Genomic DNA, 15,438 nt, shown 5'->3' on the forward strand with positions numbered 1-15,438 from the left:
CACAACGGGTCAGGTATGACTGGGTTTGTCGGGTACGCAGAGCAGCGTCCCGAGGTGTGCCACGACTCATGAAGGGGTCGTGACACGACCGCGCACCCCTATTGTCCGACGCCCCGCGCAGCCGACGTCCCCCTTCGCTTCCGTCAGGCGAAGGCGAAGGGGGACGTCGTGCCGGGCGGCGGGATCCGCGGAGAGGGACGCGACCCCTCTCCCTCGAGCCCGGACGGGCGGATCAGCCCATCTCCTCCAGCGCCTTGCCCTTCGTCTCCTTCACGAACTTCAGGACGAAGGGGACGGAGAGCGCGGCAAAGACCGCGTAGATCACGTAGGTCGCGGAGAGGTTCCAGTCGGACAGCGACGGGAAGCTCGCGGTGATGGCCCAGTTGGCGATCCACTGGGCGGAGGCGGCCACTCCCAGGGCGGCGGCGCGGATCTTGTTCGGGAACATCTCGCCGAGCATGACCCAGACGACCACGCCCCAGGACAGGGCGAAGAAGAGGACGAACACATGGGCGGCGATCAGGGCGACCCAGCCCTGGGTGCTCGGCAGCTTGCCGTCGACCAGGTGATACGAGAACGCCCAGGCCTCCAGCGCGAGGCCGATCACCATACCGACCGAACCGATGACCGCGAGCGGCTTGCGGCCGATGCGGTCCACGAAGATCATCGCGATCACGGTGCCGACGATGTTGATGATCGACGTCGTGAACGAGTAGAAGAAGGAGTCCGACGGGTTGATACCGACCGACTGCCACAGGGTCGAAGAGTAGTAGAACGCGACGTTGATGCCGACGAACTGCTGGAAGACCGACAGGCCGATGCCGATCCAGACGATCGGCTTGAAGAAGAAGCCGCCGCCGAGCAGGCCCTTGAACGTCGACTTGTGCTCGCTCTTCATCGCGTGCTCGATCTCGGCGACGCGGGTGTCCAGGTCGACACCCTCGCCCTCGACCTCGGCGAGGATCTCGCGGGCGCGCTCACGCTTGCCGACGGAGAGCAGGAAGCGGGGGGACTCGGGGATGGCGAAGGAGAGCAGACCGTAGAGGACGGCCGGGACGACCATCACGCCGAGCATGACCTGCCAGACCTCCAGGCCCATCAGGTGGCCGCGCTGGTCGCCGCCCGCGGCGTTGAGGAGACCCCAGTTGACCAGCTGCGAGATGGCGATGCCGACGACGATCGCGGCCTGCTGGAAGGAGCCGAGCCGGCCACGGTAGGCGGGCGGGGCGACCTCGGCGATGTAGGCAGGGCCGATCACGGAGGCCATGCCGATGGCGAAGCCACCGACGACGCGCCAGAAGGCGAGGTCCCACAGGCTGAACGGCAGAGCGGAGCCGACCGCGCTGATGCTGAAGAGGACCGCGGCGGTCTGCATGCACCGGATGCGACCGATGCGGTCGGCTATGCGGCCGGCGGTGGCGGCACCGAGGGCACACCCGACCAGGGCTATGGCGATGACCTGGGCCAGCGCAGCGGAGCCGATGTCGTAGCGGTCCCGGATGGCCTCGACGGCACCGTTGATCACGGAGCTGTCGTAGCCGAAGAGGAAGCCGCCCATCGCGGCCGCCGCCGCGATGAAGATGACATGCCCGAGATGTTCGGGCGGAGCCGTCCTGGCTCCTGACTGAGGTGCCTGCACTGTGCTGGTCACATGTAACTCCTGGGGCTACGGCAGCGCTGCCGCGTGGGGGTGAGCCCTTTCAGGTGGGCGGGTGCGCCCGACGGTCCGATGGCACACCGCGCACACCGCTCACCCCTGAAGGTAAAAGCAATGTTGCCGAGACTATGCCTTCAAGTTCCGAAGTCAATTTGACCTTTGCAGCGCCCCAGCCACCCGAAGCTCCAGGGTTTGAATTCAAGAATTGAAATCTTGGATATATGCAGGTCGTGGCCGGTGTACCCGGCGGATATCTAGCGGAGGCGCTGCGAGATGACCTTCGACACACCGTCGCCCTGCATGGAGACGCCGTACAGCGCGTCGGCCACCTCCATCGTCCGCTTCTGGTGCGTGATCACGATCAGCTGCGAGGCCTCCTGCAGTTCTTGCATGATCCGGATCAGCCGCTGCAGGTTGGTGTCGTCGAGCGCCGCCTCGACCTCGTCCATGACGTAGAACGGACTGGGCCGCGCCTTGAAGATCGACACGAGCAGCGCCACGGCGGTCAGCGACCGCTCCCCGCCGGAGAGCAGGGACAGCCGCTTGACCTTCTTGCCCGGTGGACGTGCCTCGACGTCCACACCCGTGGTGAGCATGTTGTCGGGGTCGGTGAGTACGAGCCTCCCGTCGCCCCCCGGAAACAACCGGCTGAAGACGCCCTCGAACTCGCGGGCCGTGTCCCGGTACGCCTCCGTGAAGACCTGCTCGACGCGCTCGTCGACCTCCTTCACCACCTGCAGCAGATCGGCACGCGTCTTCTTCAGGTCCTCCAGCTGCTCACTGAGGAACTTGTGACGCTCCTCCAGCGCCGCGAACTCCTCCAGGGCGAGCGGGTTGACCTTCCCGAGCTTCTGGTAGGCCCGCTCGGCGGCCCTGAGCCGCTTCTCCTGCTCGGCCCGGTCGAACGCCCGGGGCTGGTTGCGCGGGTGTTCGGGATCCTCGGGGAGTTCCTCGCCCTCGGCGGGCGGGGAAGGCGGCACCGGCTGATCGGGGCCGTACTCGGCGATCAGTCCCGCCGGTTCGACCCCGAGTTCCTCCAGCGCCCTGGTCTCCAGCTGCTCGATACGCAGCCGCTTCTCGGCGCCGAGCACCTCCCCGCGGTGAACCGAGTCCGTGAGCTTGTCGAGCTCCGCCTTGAGATCGCGGCCCTCGGTGCGGGCCGCGGCGAGTTCCTGTTCACGGCGCGCCTTGACGGCCTCGGCCGCGGTGCGCTCCTCGTCCGCCCGCCCCAGGGACACCCCCACATGGGCGAGCAACTGCCGGGCACCGGAGGCGACCGCCTCGGCGACGGCGGCCTCATGCCGCAGCCTGGCCTGCCGCTGCTCGGCACGCACGCGTGCCTCACGTTCGGCGCGGGCGGCCCGGTCGAGCGAGTCGGCGCGTCCGGCCAGCCCCTTGACCCGCTCCTCGTGCGTACGGACCTGGAGCCTGGCCTCCATCTCGGTCTGCCGCGCGTTCGCCCCGTCGGCCGCGAGCCGGTCGCGTACGGAGGTGTCCGGCTCCTCCTCGACCGGCATCTCCTCGGCGACGACGAGCCGCTCGGCCAGTTCCTCGGCCTCCAGGACCGCCTTGTCCAGGGCCTCCTGGGCACGGGCCGCGGCGACGGTGGAGCGCTCGGCCTCCCCGGCCGCGCCCCGCGCCTGCCCGGCCAGCCGTCCCAGTTGCTGTGCGACCGCGGACTTCTCCCGCTCGGTCGCCCTTCGCCGCTCTCCCAGCTCCTCGACGAGCGCGGCGCACTCCGTGCGACGCTCGCCCGCCCGCCGCTGGGAATCCGTCAACTCCTCGCAGCGTACGGCGAGTTCCTGCAGCTCGGCGGCGGCCTCGTCAACGGAGGCCTGTACTTCGAGCAGGCTCGGCACCCCGGCGGACCCGCCGTGCGCGAAGTGCGCCCCGAGGAGATCGCCCTCGGCGGTGACGGCGGTCAGGTCGGGGCGCGCATCGACGAGTTCCTCGGCGTCTTCGAGCGCGCCGACCACGACGATGCCGCGCAGCAGCCGCCGGACGGCGGGCATCAGCTCTTCGGGACCGCGGACCAGGTCGGAGGCGAACAGGGGCACGCCGGAACGGGACCACCGGAGAGCGCTGCCCACAGGGTCCGGTGTCTGCGCGGGCTCGCCGTCACGCGTCGCGACCCAGGGCCGCCCGCCGGGACCGAACGTCTGCCCCCCGGCAGGCGCGGCGTCCCGCCCGTCGCCGGACCCGCGCCCCCGCAGGTCCTCGGCCACCTCGGACACCTCGGCCCCCGAGGGGACGACCACGCCGAGGCCACCGGACCGGGACTCGCTCTCCGGCGGCCCCGCCAGCAGCAGTGCCGCGCGCCCCGCGTCCTGCTTGCGCAGCAACCGGATCGCGTCGGCCGCCGAGGACGGGTCCGTCACGGCAATGGCGTCCGCGGCTACGCCGAAGGCCGCGGCCAGCGCAACCTCGTAGCCGGGGGCCACCGACAGCAGCTCGGCCGCCGGGCCCAGGAGGCCGGAGAGACGATCCGTCGCTCCCAGCAACACACCCGTGCCGTCCTTACGGCGCAGGCCCAGCGCGAGGGCCTCGTGCCGGGCCGCGACCGCGGCGCGCCGGCGCTCGGCGGCGGTGGCCGCCTCCCGGGCCGCCGACAGGGCCGCCTCGGCGCCGGCCAGGTCCCGTTTCGCCGCCTCGTGCTGCTCGGTGAGGTCCGCTTCTCCCTCGTCCAGTCCGTCGACCTCGGCCTTGAGAGCCTCGTACTCCTCCTGGGCCAGGGCGGCACGCTCCTGCGCCGCGTCCCGGGCTGCGGCGAGCCGGTCGATCTCGGCCTGGGCGGAGGCGGCGCGGGAGCGGGCGGCGCCCACCTGCCCTTTCAGCCGGGCCAAGCCCTCTCGGCGGTCGGCGATGGCACGGGCCACGTCCTTCAGCCGCCGCTCCTCGACCGCCAGTTCGCGCTCCAGCTCCGCCCGGTGCGCGACGGTGTCCTCCAGCGCGCGCTCGGCCGCCTCCAGAGCGGCCTCCAGTTCGGCCTCTTGCTCGCGAATGCGGGCGGCCTCGCGCTCCAGGTCCTCGGGTTCGCGCCCACGCGGTTCCTCCGGGGGTGCGGAGGTGGCGCTCTTCACGCGCGCGTCGGCCAGCGAGATCGTGCCGCGTACCCGCTCGGCGAGCTGCGACAGCTCGTACCAGGTCTGCTGGGCTCGCTGAAGACGCGGCGTCAGCTGCCGCACCTCGTCCTCCAGGAGCGCCTCGCGTTGCAGGGCCTTCTTCAGGTCGGCCTCGGCGGTTTCCTTACGCTCCTTGAGCGCGGCCTCGTCCGCGATCTCGGCCCGGAGTGCCTCGCGCAGCCGTACGAGGTCGTCGGCGAGCAGGCGCAGTCGCGAGTCCCGGAGGTCGGCCTGGATGACGGCCGCCCGGCGGGCGACCGCCGCCTGCCGTCCCAGCGGCTTGAGCTGGCGGCGCAGTTCGTCGGTCAGGTCCTGGACGCGGGCGAGGTTCGCCTGCATGGCGTCCAGCTTCCGCAGCGCTTTCTCCTTGCGCTTGCGGTGCTTCAGCACGCCCGCGGCCTCTTCGATGAAGGCGCGGCGGCCCATGGGGTCGGCGTGCAGGACGGAGTCGAGCTGACCCTGGCCGACGATCACATGCATCTCGCGACCGATGCCGGAGTCGGAGAGGAGTTCCTGGATGTCGAGGAGGCGGCAGGTGTCGCCGTTGATCTGGTACTCGCTGCCGCCGTTGCGGAACATGATCCGCGTGATGGTGACCTCGGCGTACTCGATGGGCAGTGCGCCGTCGCTGTTGTCGATGGTGAGGGACACCTCGGCGCGGCCGAGCGGCGGGCGTCCGGTGGTGCCGGCGAAGATGACGTCCTCCATCTTGCCGCCGCGCAGCGACTTGGCCCCCTGCTCGCCCATGACCCAGCTGAGCGCGTCCACGACATTGGACTTGCCCGAGCCGTTCGGCCCCACGACGCAGGTGATCCCCGGCTCGAACCGGAGTGTGGTCGCCGAGGCGAACGACTTGAACCCGCGGAGGGTCAGAGCCTTGAGGTGCACGCGGCTGGACTCTACCTCCCACCCCTGTCTCGCACTGTGAACCCCGGCAACCCCGCGGTTTCGCCCATGAACGTGCAGGGCACACCATCCGTTAAGGAGGAGGGGTGCGCGGGGGCAAGAAAGAAGGGACGCCGAGGCGTCCCTTGCAACTCTGACAACTGAGCGGTTGATACGGGCAGCCCAACCACTGCTTGTTCTGTTGTCGTGGAGCGATGCAGTGATCAGGTGAGCGCAGGCTCCGCCTGGTGTGCGTCGATGCTCTCCATGATCCTGTCGTGAGAAGCGGCAGCCGTCAGCGCGTCGTTCTCCGCCTGGATCCGTACGAGCTCGGATTCGAGTTCCTGAACGCGCTGCTGGAGCCGTCGCATCTCGGCGAGGAGTCGCGGGTCGGAGCCGCCGACGTAACCGAGAAGCGCCTTTGCCATGATGGATGGTCCTCCACACTGAGTGACCGACCGAAGCGGTGTGGGTCGTGAGGGATTCGCACCCGCGGTGCTTGGCACTCTTGGGTTCTTGCCGCCGTTCTCACATGCCAAACAGCTAAGGTGCGCGGGGCTTTCAGCGTCTCACCAAAAAGTTTGACGGTCAACACGATCACGCCCTGTGTGGGCGGGCGGCCCGGGGGCACGCGGCCCTGGACGGGCGGCGCTGCGACTCCTGCGGGCGTGGGGATCATCCGTACCCGCGGAGCCTTCCATGACGAGCTGTTCTTGGCAACCACCAGGGCCTTTCCGATCCGGGCAGGTGCCGACGGCATGCCCCTCCGCCTCCGCGGGACGGCGTCACGGCCCCGGCTCAGCGGACCCCGAAACCGTCGTAACCGCCGCGAGGCGTGCCCCAAATCTCAGTGACTCCATCCACCCGCCCGGGTGTGTCGTCGCCCTGGAGCCACTCCAGCAGCCCCTCACATCCCTCCCGGGAGCCCTCGGCGACCACCTGGACCCGTCCGTCGTCCAAGTTGAGAGCGAAACCACACAGGCCGCCGATCTCCAGCGCCTTGGCCCGTGTGAACCAGCGGAAGCCCACACCTTGAACACATCCGCGTACCCACGCGACGAGCCGTGCATCGTCGTTCATGGCTGCACGCTAACCGGCCAATGCGCCTGCGGGCACTTCCTCCCCCTGCGTCATGCGGTACCGTCCCGACCCATACATCTCATAGGGGAACTCACTCGATCGAGTGAGTGGCGCTGATCGCAAGACCAGGAAGGCCGGCAGATGGGACGCCACCGACGCGCCGACGCAGGCCGCGCCGAGGGGGGCACGCAGAAGCGTGACACTTCTACGGAGCGCTACGGACCCGAGAATCTCTACGGTTTCGCCGCGGTCCTGGAGGACGAGCGGCGCGCGACCCGCTCGCGCCGCAGGAAGAAGGCCGCCGCCCCGGTGCGCACGGGTCTGCTGGGCGTCTCCGCGGCCGTCGCGCTGGGCACGGTGGCGGTCGCCACCGGCGTGCTGCCCGGCGGCAACCACTTCAAGGTGAGCGGCGACCCCGGCCACACACGGGCCGGGGGCATCACCGCGTCGGGTTCCGAGACCGAGCAGGGCGGCACGAACGGCACCGCGGACGACCGCGGGTCCACGTCCACCAGCCGTCACTCCGGCCGTACGGCCACGCCAACCGCGACCCCGTCGATGTCGGCCTCGAGTTCGGCCTCGGCCTCGGCCTCCCCGGCGATACCGGCGCAGAGGCACTCGCGGACCCCGTCTTCGACGGCATCGAAGACGACGAGCGCACCGCCGACGCAGGCGGCCACGAAGAAGCCGAAGACCGTCCCGACGGGGAGGTCGTCCGCCGCGACCACGGTCGAGGGCCAGGTGATCATGCAGGTCAACCAGGAGCGGGCCAAGGTGGGCTGCCGCCCGGTGTCCGCGGACGGCGACCTGACCAGACTGGCAGAGGCGTTCAGCGCGGACATGGCCGCGCGGGACTTCTTCGACCACACCGACCCCAGCGGCAACGACCCCTGGGACCGTGCGAAGGCACGCGGCATCACCGGCCTGGGCGGCGAGAACATAGCCCGCGGCCAGGCAACCGCCCAGAGCGTGATGGACGCCTGGATGCACAGCCCCGGCCACCGGGCGAACATACTGAACTGCGACTTCACGACGCTGGGTGTCGGGGTGCACTTCGAGACCGGCGGCCCCTGGTGGACGCAGGACTTCGGTTACTGACGAGGAGGAGCCGCCGAGCGGGCAGGCCGCCGGCGGCAAGTGCACGCGGCAGGGCGGGACGCCCGCCCAGCGCCCTACGGCGTGATGCGCGACGCCCGCTGGCACTTCGGGCAGAAGTAGCTGGACCGGTTCATCCAGGAGCGGCGGCGCATGGGCGTGGCACAGCGTCGGCAGGGCAGTCCTTCGCGGCCGTACGCGTCCAGCGACCGGTCGAAGTAGCCCGACTCCCCGTTGACGTTGACGTAGAGGCTGTCGAAGCTGGTACCGCCGACGGAAAGCGCGGCATTCATCACATCCCTTACGTGGCCGAGGAGTTCGGCCGTGCGCGGACGCGTGAAGTTCGCGGTCGGGCGCTCGTAGTGCACGCGGGCGCGCCACAGGGCCTCGTCCGCGTAGATGTTGCCGACGCCGCTGATCAACGACTGGTCGAGCAGGGCCCGTTTGATGGTCGTGCGCTTGCGGCGCAGCGCCTGATGGAAGGCCTCGTCGTCGAAGGACGGGTCGAGGGGGTCGCGGGCGATGTGCGCGATGACGTCGGGCAGTCCGTCGGGGGCGGTGTCGTGGAGCGAGAGACCGCCGAAGGTGCGCTGGTCGACGAAGCGGAGTTCGGTGCCCAGGTCGTCGTCGAAGCGGACACGGATGCGCAGGTGCTTCTCGTCGGGGGCGTCGTGCGGCTGGACGAGGAGCTGACCGCTCATGCCGAGGTGGGCCAGGATCGCCGTACCGGTGGTTTCGACCGGGATCCAGAGGTATTTGCCGCGGCGGCTCGGGGTGCCGAGGCACTCCCCCTTCAGCCGGTGCGTGAAGTCCTCGGCGCCCGCGATGTGCCGGCGGACGGCGCGCGGGTGAAGCACCTCGACGTCAGAGACGGTCCGGTGGGCGACCCAGCGCTCCAGACCACGCCGCACGACTTCGACCTCGGGCAACTCGGGCACGGGGCTCCTTCGGAGGGGTGAACGGGGGCCGACGAGCGCAGGGTACCTCCCCACCAGGTGAGGCCGAAGTGGTGGACCGGGCGGCAGCGGCAGACCAGGTTCGCTCACCTCATGAAACGGACCCCGCCCCGGCGCGGTCGCCGGGGCGGGGTCCAAAGTGAAGGATTCAGGCCGTGGCCGGGCCGCTCGTCGGGGCCGAAGCGGTGCCGACGCCCCCGTTCGGGGACTTCTCCGCCTCGGCCGCCGCCTTCGCGCGCTCGTCCGCGGCGGCGCGGATGGAGCGCCAGGCCGACTCCGCGGCCTGCTGCTCCGCCTCCTTCTTGCTGCGGCCGGTGCCGGTGCCGTACGAGACGCCTCCGACGCGGGCGGCAGCAGTAAAGGTCTTCTCGTGGTCCGGGCCGGTCTCCGTGACCAGGTACTCGGGCACGCCGAGCCCCTCCGTCGCGGTCAGCTCCTGGAGGCTGGTCTTCCAGTCCAGGCCGGCACCGAGATTCGAGGACTTCTCGATCAGCGGGTCGAACAGGCGGTGCACCAGCTCCGCCGCCGCGTCCAGTCCCTGGTCGAGATAGACAGCGCCGATCACCGCTTCGAGGGTGTCGGCAAGGATGGATGCCTTGTCCCGGCCGCCCGTGCCCTCTTCACCCCGGCCGAGCCGGATGAAGGCGCCGAGGTCGAGCCCGCGGCTCACCTCCGCCAGCGCACGCGAGTTGACCACCGCGGCCCGCAGCTTGGCCAGCTGGCCTTCGGGCAGATCGGGGTGGGTGCGGTACAGCGTGTCGGTGACGACGAGGCCGAGGACGGAGTCCCCGAGGAACTCCAGGCGCTCGTTCGTCGGCAGACCGCCGTTCTCGTATGCGTAGGAACGGTGAGTCAGCGCACGCACCAGAAGGGCGGACTCGACCTTGTAGCCGAGCCGCCCTTCCAGAAGCGTGTGGGACGAGGCCATGTTGTCCGCCGGACCCCCGCTGCGGGGACTGCTTTTGGCGTCAGACATCAGACCTCTCACCAGCCGCTCAGACCTCGAGGACCTGACGCTTGTTGTACGTGCCGCACGAGGGGCACGCGATGTGCTGCTGCTTGGGCTCGTGGCAGCGCTCGCACGCAACCAGGGTGGGGACCGCAGCCTTCCACTGCGACCGGCGGTGGCGCGTGTTGCTGCGCGACATCTTCCGCTTCGGAACAGCCACGGCTACTTCTCCTGCTTCTCGTCGACGCCCGCTTCGGCGCCGCTCATCTCGTCCTTATCGCCTGCTTCGAGTGAAGTGGCGAGTCCCTGCAGTGCCGCCCAACGGATGTCGACGGCGTCGTGGTGGTGGTCCGGGTCGTCCGCGAGCCGTGCCCCGCACTGGGAACACAGGCCCGGGCAGTCCTCCCGGCACACCGGCTGCATCGGCAGTGCGAGCACCACCGCATCGCGCAGCAGAGGTTCGAGGTCGAACAGGCCGTCCTCGAGAAAGAGCCTGCCCTCGTCGTCCTCGGCGTCGTCGCCGGGTTCCGTCACAGGACGGCCCCGGTCGTCGGCGTCAGGGTACGAGAACATCTCCTGGAAGTCCGCGTCGAGCTCCAGCTCCAGCGGCTCCAGACACCTTACGCACTCCCCCTCGGCCGATGCACGGGCGGTACCCGTGACGAGCACCCCTTCCATGACCGACTCGAGTCGGAGTTCGAGCTCCACCGGTGCGCCTTCGGGCACTCCGACGACCCCTTGGATACCGAAGTTCTTCGGGGCGTCGACCGTGCGGTTCAGGCGCTGCAGCGCACCAGGACGCCGACCCAGCTCGTGCGTGTCGAACACGAAGGGGTTGCGGTGGTCAAGGTGGGCGTTCAGGGCCATTCCTGCTTTCGGTCTTCAAAACTCGCAGAGGGACGCCGTCCCGCGGTGTTCCGGGCAGCGCTGATCGCGGAGGGTACGCGCGACCGAAGAGCCAGGATACTGGACCTTTTGCTCTCGGCCCAATCCGGTGCACCCGGAGGGCCGGAGCCCCGCGCGTCCGGGACGCTCAGTGACCGCCGCGTCCCTGTTCGTACTCCCGTAGCTGCTCGGCGCTGATCATGCTGGTGTCGAAGAGGCTGGTCTCGTCGAGGCTGTTGTCCTGGGCGTATTGCTGCTGCCCCTGCCCCTGGTCGTACGCGGCCTGCTGGTCGTACGGCTGCGCCTGCGGGTAGACGGCGTACGGGTCGGCCTGCTGGTAGCCGTACGCGTCCTGCTGGCCGTACGGCTGCTGATAGCCGTACTGGTCGGCCTGCTGGTACGCGTACGGGTCCTGCTGCTGCGCGTAGGCCGGCTGAATCTGCTGGGCCGGGGCGGCGGGGGTCCGGGCCGGGGGATCGGCGAGGGCCGCGAGATCGGCGAGGTAGTCGGCGTCGCTGGAGTGCTGGATGGTCGTCGTGTCGTCGGCGAGCGCGCCGAGGTCATCGGTGGCGATACGGCCCTGCAGCTTCTGGCGGCCCTTGCCGACGGCCTCCAGGGTCTTGGCGAGAACGGCCTCGAAGGCGCCGAGCTTGGCGTCCACGTACGCGTCGGCGTCGCGGCGCAGGGTCTCGGGGTCGTGGCTGCGCTCCGGGGCGTCCTCGTCCTCGCGGCCCTGCTCGTCGAGGCCGGGACCGGTGCCGAGGAGCTTCTCGCGGCCGCGGCCGACCGAGCCGAGGGTCTTGGTGAGGACGACCTCGAAGTTGGCGAGTTTGGAGTCGACGTAGTCGTCGGCCTCCACGCGGACCTCCTCGGCCTCCTGACGGGCCTCGGTGAGGATGCGGTCGGCCTCGCCCTGGGAGCGGCGGGCGACCTCCGTGTCGGAGATCAGGGAGCCGCGCTCGGTGTGCGCGTTCTCGATGATCCGCTCGGCCTCCTGACGGGCCCGCTCGACCATGTGCTCACGGTCGCCGATCATCTCCTGGGCCTGGGCCAGGGAGTCGGGCAGCGCCGCGCGTACCTCCTCGAGCATCGAGAGCAGTACGGCGCGGTTGACCACGCACGAGGCCGACATGGGCATGGCCCGGGCGCTGGAGACCATCGCGACGATCTCGTCGAGCTTGTTCTGCACGTCCACCGTGTGCTCGCCACTCTCTACAGCTGGGTTGGAGACGGTCGGGTCGACTGTACGACCACTCCCGCCCAGCCCGACACCGGGTGACGGACTGTCAGGTTCCGAGGGGTCCGGCGCGGGCTCGTTCAGCCCTTGCTCAGGCGCCTGTTGAGGGCCTCCAGGACGACCGGCGGCACCAGGTGGGAGACGTCGCCGCCCCAGGCCGCGACCTCCTTCACCAGCGAGGAGGACAGGAAGCTGTAGGTGGGGTTGGTGGGGACGAAGAGGGTCTCCACACCGGAGAGGCCGTTGTTCATCTGCGCCATTTGCAGTTCGTAGTCGAAGTCGCTGACGGCGCGCAGGCCCTTGACGATGGCGGGGATGTCGCGTTGCTTGCAGAAGTCGACGAGGAGGCCGTGGTGGGCTTCCACGACGACGTTCTCGTACGCGGCGGTGACCTGGCGGATCAGGTCCATCCGCTCCTCGATGCCGAAGAGGCCCTTCTTGGACTGGTTCACCATCACGGCGACGTACACCTCGTCGTACAACTTGGAAGCACGGGCGATGATGTCGAGGTGTCCGTTGGTGATCGGGTCGAACGACCCGGGGCAAACGGCGCGGCGCACTTGTGATCCCTCGCTCTCCGGTCCGGTCATCGTGCGTCTTCGCACGTAGAGGCGGCGCGACCGTACCAAAACGTCCCCTCGCCGTAGCGACGGGCCCGGATCGCGTCGAAGCCGTCCGGCCACGGGAATTCTCCGCCTCTGGTGCTGCGCTCCACGGTGACGAGGGCCTCGGCCGCGAGCCAGCCCCCGGTACGGAGTGTGAGCAGAATCTCGCGAAGATCGTCGTCGGAGACCGCGTACGGCGGGTCCAGGAAGACGATGTCGTACGGCTGGGCCGGTGCCGGCGACTGGGCGATCTGTTCCGCTTTGCCCGCCCGGACCTCGGCACCGGGGAGGCCGAGCGCCCTGACGTTCTCACGGACGGTCCGGGCGGCCCGGGCATCGGCCTCGACGAGGAGGGTGTGCCCGGCCCCGCGGGACAGGGCCTCCAGACCGACGGCGCCCGAGCCCGCGTACAGGTCGAGGACCCGCTCGCCGTCGAGCGGGCCGCCGAGGAGGGACTGCCAGGTGGAGAAGAGCCCCTCGCGCGCCCGGTCGGAAGTGGGACGGGTGCCGTTCCCCGGCGGGACGGCCAGACGGCGCCCGCCGGCTCGGCCGGCGATCACGCGGGTCATCTCTTCGGTCCTTGTCGGTGTGCGCGTGCGGTGACGCCTCCAGTCTCTCAGCCGAAAGCACCGCGGAGCGCACCTGCCCTCCATGCTCCTCCTGATCGCCTCGCTCACCCCTTGTCCAGGTACTGCTCCCGCTCCTCGTCCAGGAGTGCCTCGAGTGCCGTGCGCAGGCCGGGGAGGTGTTCCAGGTCCGGATCAGCGGCGACCACCGCGGTGGCCTCCTCCCGTGCCTCTGCGATGATCTCCTCGTCGTCGATGACCGCGAGCACGCGGAGCGAGGAGCGGGCACCGGACTGGGCCTGGCCGAGGACATCGCCCTCGCGCCGCTGCTCCAGATCGATACGTGACAGCTCGAAGCCGTCGAGGGTGGACGCCACGGCGCCCAGTCTCTGGCGTGCCGCGCTCGCCTCGGGCATCTCGGTGACCAGGAGGCACAGCCCCGGCGCCGAGCCCCGGCCGACACGGCCGCGCAACTGGTGGAGCTGCGAGACCCCGAAACGGTCGGCGTCCATGATCACCATCACGGTGGCGTTGGGCACGTTGACGCCGACCTCGATGACCGTTGTCGCGACCAGGACGTCCGTCTCGCCGGCGGCGAACCGGCGCATCACCGCGTCCTTGTCGTCCGGCTGCATACGCCCGTGCAGGACCTCCACCCGGAGCCCCTGGAGGGGCCCCTTGGCGAGTTGCTCGGCCATGTCGAGGACCGCGAGCGGCGGGCGCTTCTCGGCTTCATCCTCGGGGGACTTCTTCTTCGGCGCCTCGTCCTCGTCCCCGATGCGCGGGCAGACGACGTAGGCCTGGTGCCCGCTCGCCACCTCCTCGCACACCCGCTCCCAGGCGCGGGCCAGGAAGTGCGGCTTGTCCGCGGCCTGGACCACATGGCTGGCGATCGGGCTGCGCCCGGCCGGGAGCTGGTCGAGGACGGAGGTCTCCAGGTCACCGAAGACGGTCATGGCGACCGTGCGCGGGATGGGTGTGGCCGTCATGACGAGCAGGTGGGGCGGCTGCTTCCCCTTGCCACGCAGCGCGTCCCGCTGCTCCACCCCGAACCGGTGCTGCTCGTCGACCACGACCAGCCCGAGGTCGTGGAACTGCACCTTGTCCTCGATCAGCGCGTGCGTGCCGATCACGATTCCGGCCTCTCCGGTGACGAGATCGAGCAGCGCCTGCCGCCGCGCGGCCGCACCCATGGAGCCGGTGAGCAGCACCACCTTGGTGGCCTGCTCGGCACCGCCCAGCATGCCTCCCTCGGCCAGCTCTCCCATCATCTCGACGATCGACCGGTGGTGCTGCTGGGCGAGCACCTCGGTGGGAGCGAGCATGGCGGCCTGCCCGCCCGCGTCCACCACCGCGAGCATGGCGCGCAGGGCGACCATCGTCTTTCCCGAACCCACCTCCCCCTGCAGGAGCCGGTGCATCGGATGCTCGGTGGCCAGGCCGTCGAAGATCTCCTGGGAGACCTTCTGCTGCCCCTCGGTGAGGGTGAAGGGAAGTCGGGCGTCGAAGGCTTTCAGCAGGCCGTCCGGGCCCGGGACGCGGGCCACCGCCGGAAGCAGGGCGTCGGCGTGGCGGCGGCGGGCAAGGGCGACCTGGAGGACGAATGCCTCGTCCCACTTGAGACGGGAGCGGGCCTCGGCGATGTCCGCCTTGGTGTGCGGACGGTGGATCTTCAGGAGGGCTTCGGGCAGGGACACCAGGCCCCTTCCGCCACGGAGGGAGTCCGGCAGCGGGTCGATGGCCTCCTGGGCGCTCGGCAGCACGGTCTGCACCGCCTTGGCGATCTTCCAGGACTCCAGCTTGGCCGTGGCGGGGTAGAGGGGGATCAGGGCGCCCGCCCAGCTGTCCACCGTCTCCGTCACATCCTCGCCGCGCAGCAACTCGTATGCTGGATGGGCCAGTTGGAGTTTGCGGTTGAAGACGGAGACCTTTCCCGCGAAGAGCGCGCGGGTGCCCGGCAGGAGCTCCTTGTGAGGCTTGTGCACCCCGTTGCCGAAGAAGACGAGCTGAAGGCGGCCGCTGCCGTCGGTGATGGTGACCTCCAGCCGCTGGCCCTTGCCGCGCGGGGCCCTGGCCGAGGCGAAGGTGTGCAGGCGGGCGTCGGCGACCTGGGCCACCACCGTGACGTGCTCGTCCATGGGGAGGTCGGCAAGGTGGGTGAGCTGCCCGCGCTCCTCGTATCTGCGCGGATAGTGGTGGAGCAGGTCTCCGACCGTGTGCAGGCCGAGGTGCTCGGCCATCACCTTCGCGGTGGCGGGGCCGAGCACCTTCTTCAGTGGTTCTTGCAGTGCGGGCACGGGATCCATTGCACACCACAACACCGACAACGCCGTAGGCGTCCTGCAAATCCGCTGGTCAGACGCATTGTTCGCAGCCCAGGGCGGTCCGCCTTCGACGGTCA

13 protein-coding genes are annotated in these 15,438 nt (G+C 70.0%); 1 reads left to right on the top strand and 12 read right to left on the bottom strand.

Features of this window, described 5'->3' with window-relative positions; translation table 11 throughout:
* Positions 1 to 232 precede the first annotated feature (232 nt).
* The 4 genes from BIV24_RS20110 to BIV24_RS20125 all read right to left on the bottom strand — a co-directional run bounded on the left by BIV24_RS20110 (position 233) and on the right by BIV24_RS20125 (position 6,744).
* A complete protein-coding gene (locus BIV24_RS20110; RefSeq protein WP_071367757.1) occupies positions 233 to 1,651 on the bottom strand; it encodes a sugar porter family MFS transporter in 1,419 nt (472 codons plus the stop codon).
* Between the two features lie 260 nt (positions 1,652 to 1,911).
* Positions 1,912 to 5,667 (bottom strand): AAA family ATPase, encoded by a 3,756-nt coding sequence (locus BIV24_RS20115; RefSeq protein WP_071367758.1) that lies wholly within the window; start codon positions 5,665 to 5,667, stop codon positions 1,912 to 1,914.
* Between the two features lie 221 nt (positions 5,668 to 5,888).
* Positions 5,889 to 6,092 carry a hypothetical protein gene (locus BIV24_RS20120; protein WP_043444185.1) on the bottom strand — a complete coding sequence of 68 codons (204 nt, stop codon included), beginning with the start codon at positions 6,090 to 6,092 and terminating at the stop codon, positions 5,889 to 5,891.
* 370 nt (positions 6,093 to 6,462) lie between these two features.
* Positions 6,463 to 6,744: an acylphosphatase gene (locus tag BIV24_RS20125; RefSeq protein ID WP_079168403.1), complete on the bottom strand. Its 282-nt coding sequence runs from the start codon at positions 6,742 to 6,744 to the stop codon at positions 6,463 to 6,465.
* A 141-nt stretch (positions 6,745 to 6,885) separates the two neighbouring features.
* Here BIV24_RS20125 and BIV24_RS20130 point away from each other — a divergent pair, with 141 nt between their 5' ends.
* Complete coding sequence (locus tag BIV24_RS20130) at positions 6,886 to 7,842, top strand: CAP domain-containing protein (protein WP_071367760.1); 957 nt, start codon at positions 6,886 to 6,888, stop codon at positions 7,840 to 7,842.
* Positions 7,843 to 7,916: 74 nt separating this feature from the next.
* Here BIV24_RS20130 and mutM read toward each other — a convergent pair whose 3' ends face one another.
* The 8 genes from mutM to recG form a co-directional block, all read right to left on the bottom strand.
* Positions 7,917 to 8,777: a bifunctional DNA-formamidopyrimidine glycosylase/DNA-(apurinic or apyrimidinic site) lyase gene (gene mutM / locus BIV24_RS20135; RefSeq protein ID WP_071367761.1), complete on the bottom strand. Its 861-nt coding sequence runs from the start codon at positions 8,775 to 8,777 to the stop codon at positions 7,917 to 7,919.
* A 166-nt stretch (positions 8,778 to 8,943) separates the two neighbouring features.
* The gene (rnc, locus tag BIV24_RS20140; protein WP_071367762.1) at positions 8,944 to 9,771 is read right to left on the bottom strand and encodes a ribonuclease III; all 828 of its coding nucleotides are present in this window, start codon (positions 9,769 to 9,771) and stop codon (positions 8,944 to 8,946) included.
* A 19-nt stretch (positions 9,772 to 9,790) separates the two neighbouring features.
* Positions 9,791 to 9,964 (bottom strand): 50S ribosomal protein L32, encoded by a 174-nt coding sequence (rpmF, locus tag BIV24_RS20145; protein ID WP_003951102.1) that lies wholly within the window; start codon positions 9,962 to 9,964, stop codon positions 9,791 to 9,793.
* Between the two features lie 2 nt (positions 9,965 to 9,966).
* The gene (locus BIV24_RS20150; RefSeq protein WP_071367763.1) at positions 9,967 to 10,611 is read right to left on the bottom strand and encodes a YceD family protein; all 645 of its coding nucleotides are present in this window, start codon (positions 10,609 to 10,611) and stop codon (positions 9,967 to 9,969) included.
* Positions 10,612 to 10,777: 166 nt separating this feature from the next.
* Positions 10,778 to 11,824, bottom strand: coding sequence for a cell division initiation protein (locus BIV24_RS20155; RefSeq protein WP_071367764.1), 1,047 nt, complete (start codon positions 11,822 to 11,824; stop codon positions 10,778 to 10,780).
* Between the two features lie 122 nt (positions 11,825 to 11,946).
* Positions 11,947 to 12,456, bottom strand: a complete 510-nt coding sequence (gene coaD / locus BIV24_RS20160) for a pantetheine-phosphate adenylyltransferase (RefSeq protein WP_071367765.1) — start codon at positions 12,454 to 12,456, stop codon at positions 11,947 to 11,949.
* Complete coding sequence (rsmD, locus tag BIV24_RS20165) at positions 12,453 to 13,040, bottom strand: 16S rRNA (guanine(966)-N(2))-methyltransferase RsmD (RefSeq protein ID WP_071367766.1); 588 nt, start codon at positions 13,038 to 13,040, stop codon at positions 12,453 to 12,455. The genes coaD and rsmD overlap by 4 nt, the downstream gene beginning before the upstream one ends.
* A 104-nt stretch (positions 13,041 to 13,144) precedes the next feature.
* On the bottom strand, positions 13,145 to 15,343 hold the full coding sequence (gene recG, locus BIV24_RS20170; protein WP_071367767.1) for an ATP-dependent DNA helicase RecG: 2,199 nt from the start codon (positions 15,341 to 15,343) through the stop codon (positions 13,145 to 13,147).
* Between the last annotated feature and the right edge of the window lie 95 nt (positions 15,344 to 15,438).

Origin of the sequence: Streptomyces colonosanans, from assembly GCF_001866645.1 — a bacterium.
Lineage (GTDB): Bacteria > Actinomycetota > Actinomycetes > Streptomycetales > Streptomycetaceae > Streptomyces > Streptomyces colonosanans.

Bases quoted from the DNA above. Each gene is read 5' to 3' on its own strand.
- BIV24_RS20120 (WP_043444185.1), bottom strand. From the start codon at position 6,092: ATGGCAAAGGCGCTTCTCGGTTACGTCGGCGGCTCCGACCCGCGACTC.
- BIV24_RS20125 (WP_079168403.1), bottom strand. From the start codon at position 6,744: ATGAACGACGATGCACGGCTCGTCGCGTGGGTACGCGGATGTGTTCAA.
- BIV24_RS20130 (WP_071367760.1), top strand. From the start codon at position 6,886: ATGGGACGCCACCGACGCGCCGACGCAGGCCGCGCCGAGGGGGGCACG.
- rnc (WP_071367762.1), bottom strand. From the start codon at position 9,771: ATGTCTGACGCCAAAAGCAGTCCCCGCAGCGGGGGTCCGGCGGACAAC.
- BIV24_RS20150 (WP_071367763.1), bottom strand. From the start codon at position 10,611: ATGGCCCTGAACGCCCACCTTGACCACCGCAACCCCTTCGTGTTCGAC.
- coaD (WP_071367765.1), bottom strand. From the start codon at position 12,456: ATGACCGGACCGGAGAGCGAGGGATCACAAGTGCGCCGCGCCGTTTGC.
- rsmD (WP_071367766.1), bottom strand. From the start codon at position 13,040: ATGACCCGCGTGATCGCCGGCCGAGCCGGCGGGCGCCGTCTGGCCGTC.
- recG (WP_071367767.1), bottom strand. From the start codon at position 15,343: ATGGATCCCGTGCCCGCACTGCAAGAACCACTGAAGAAGGTGCTCGGC.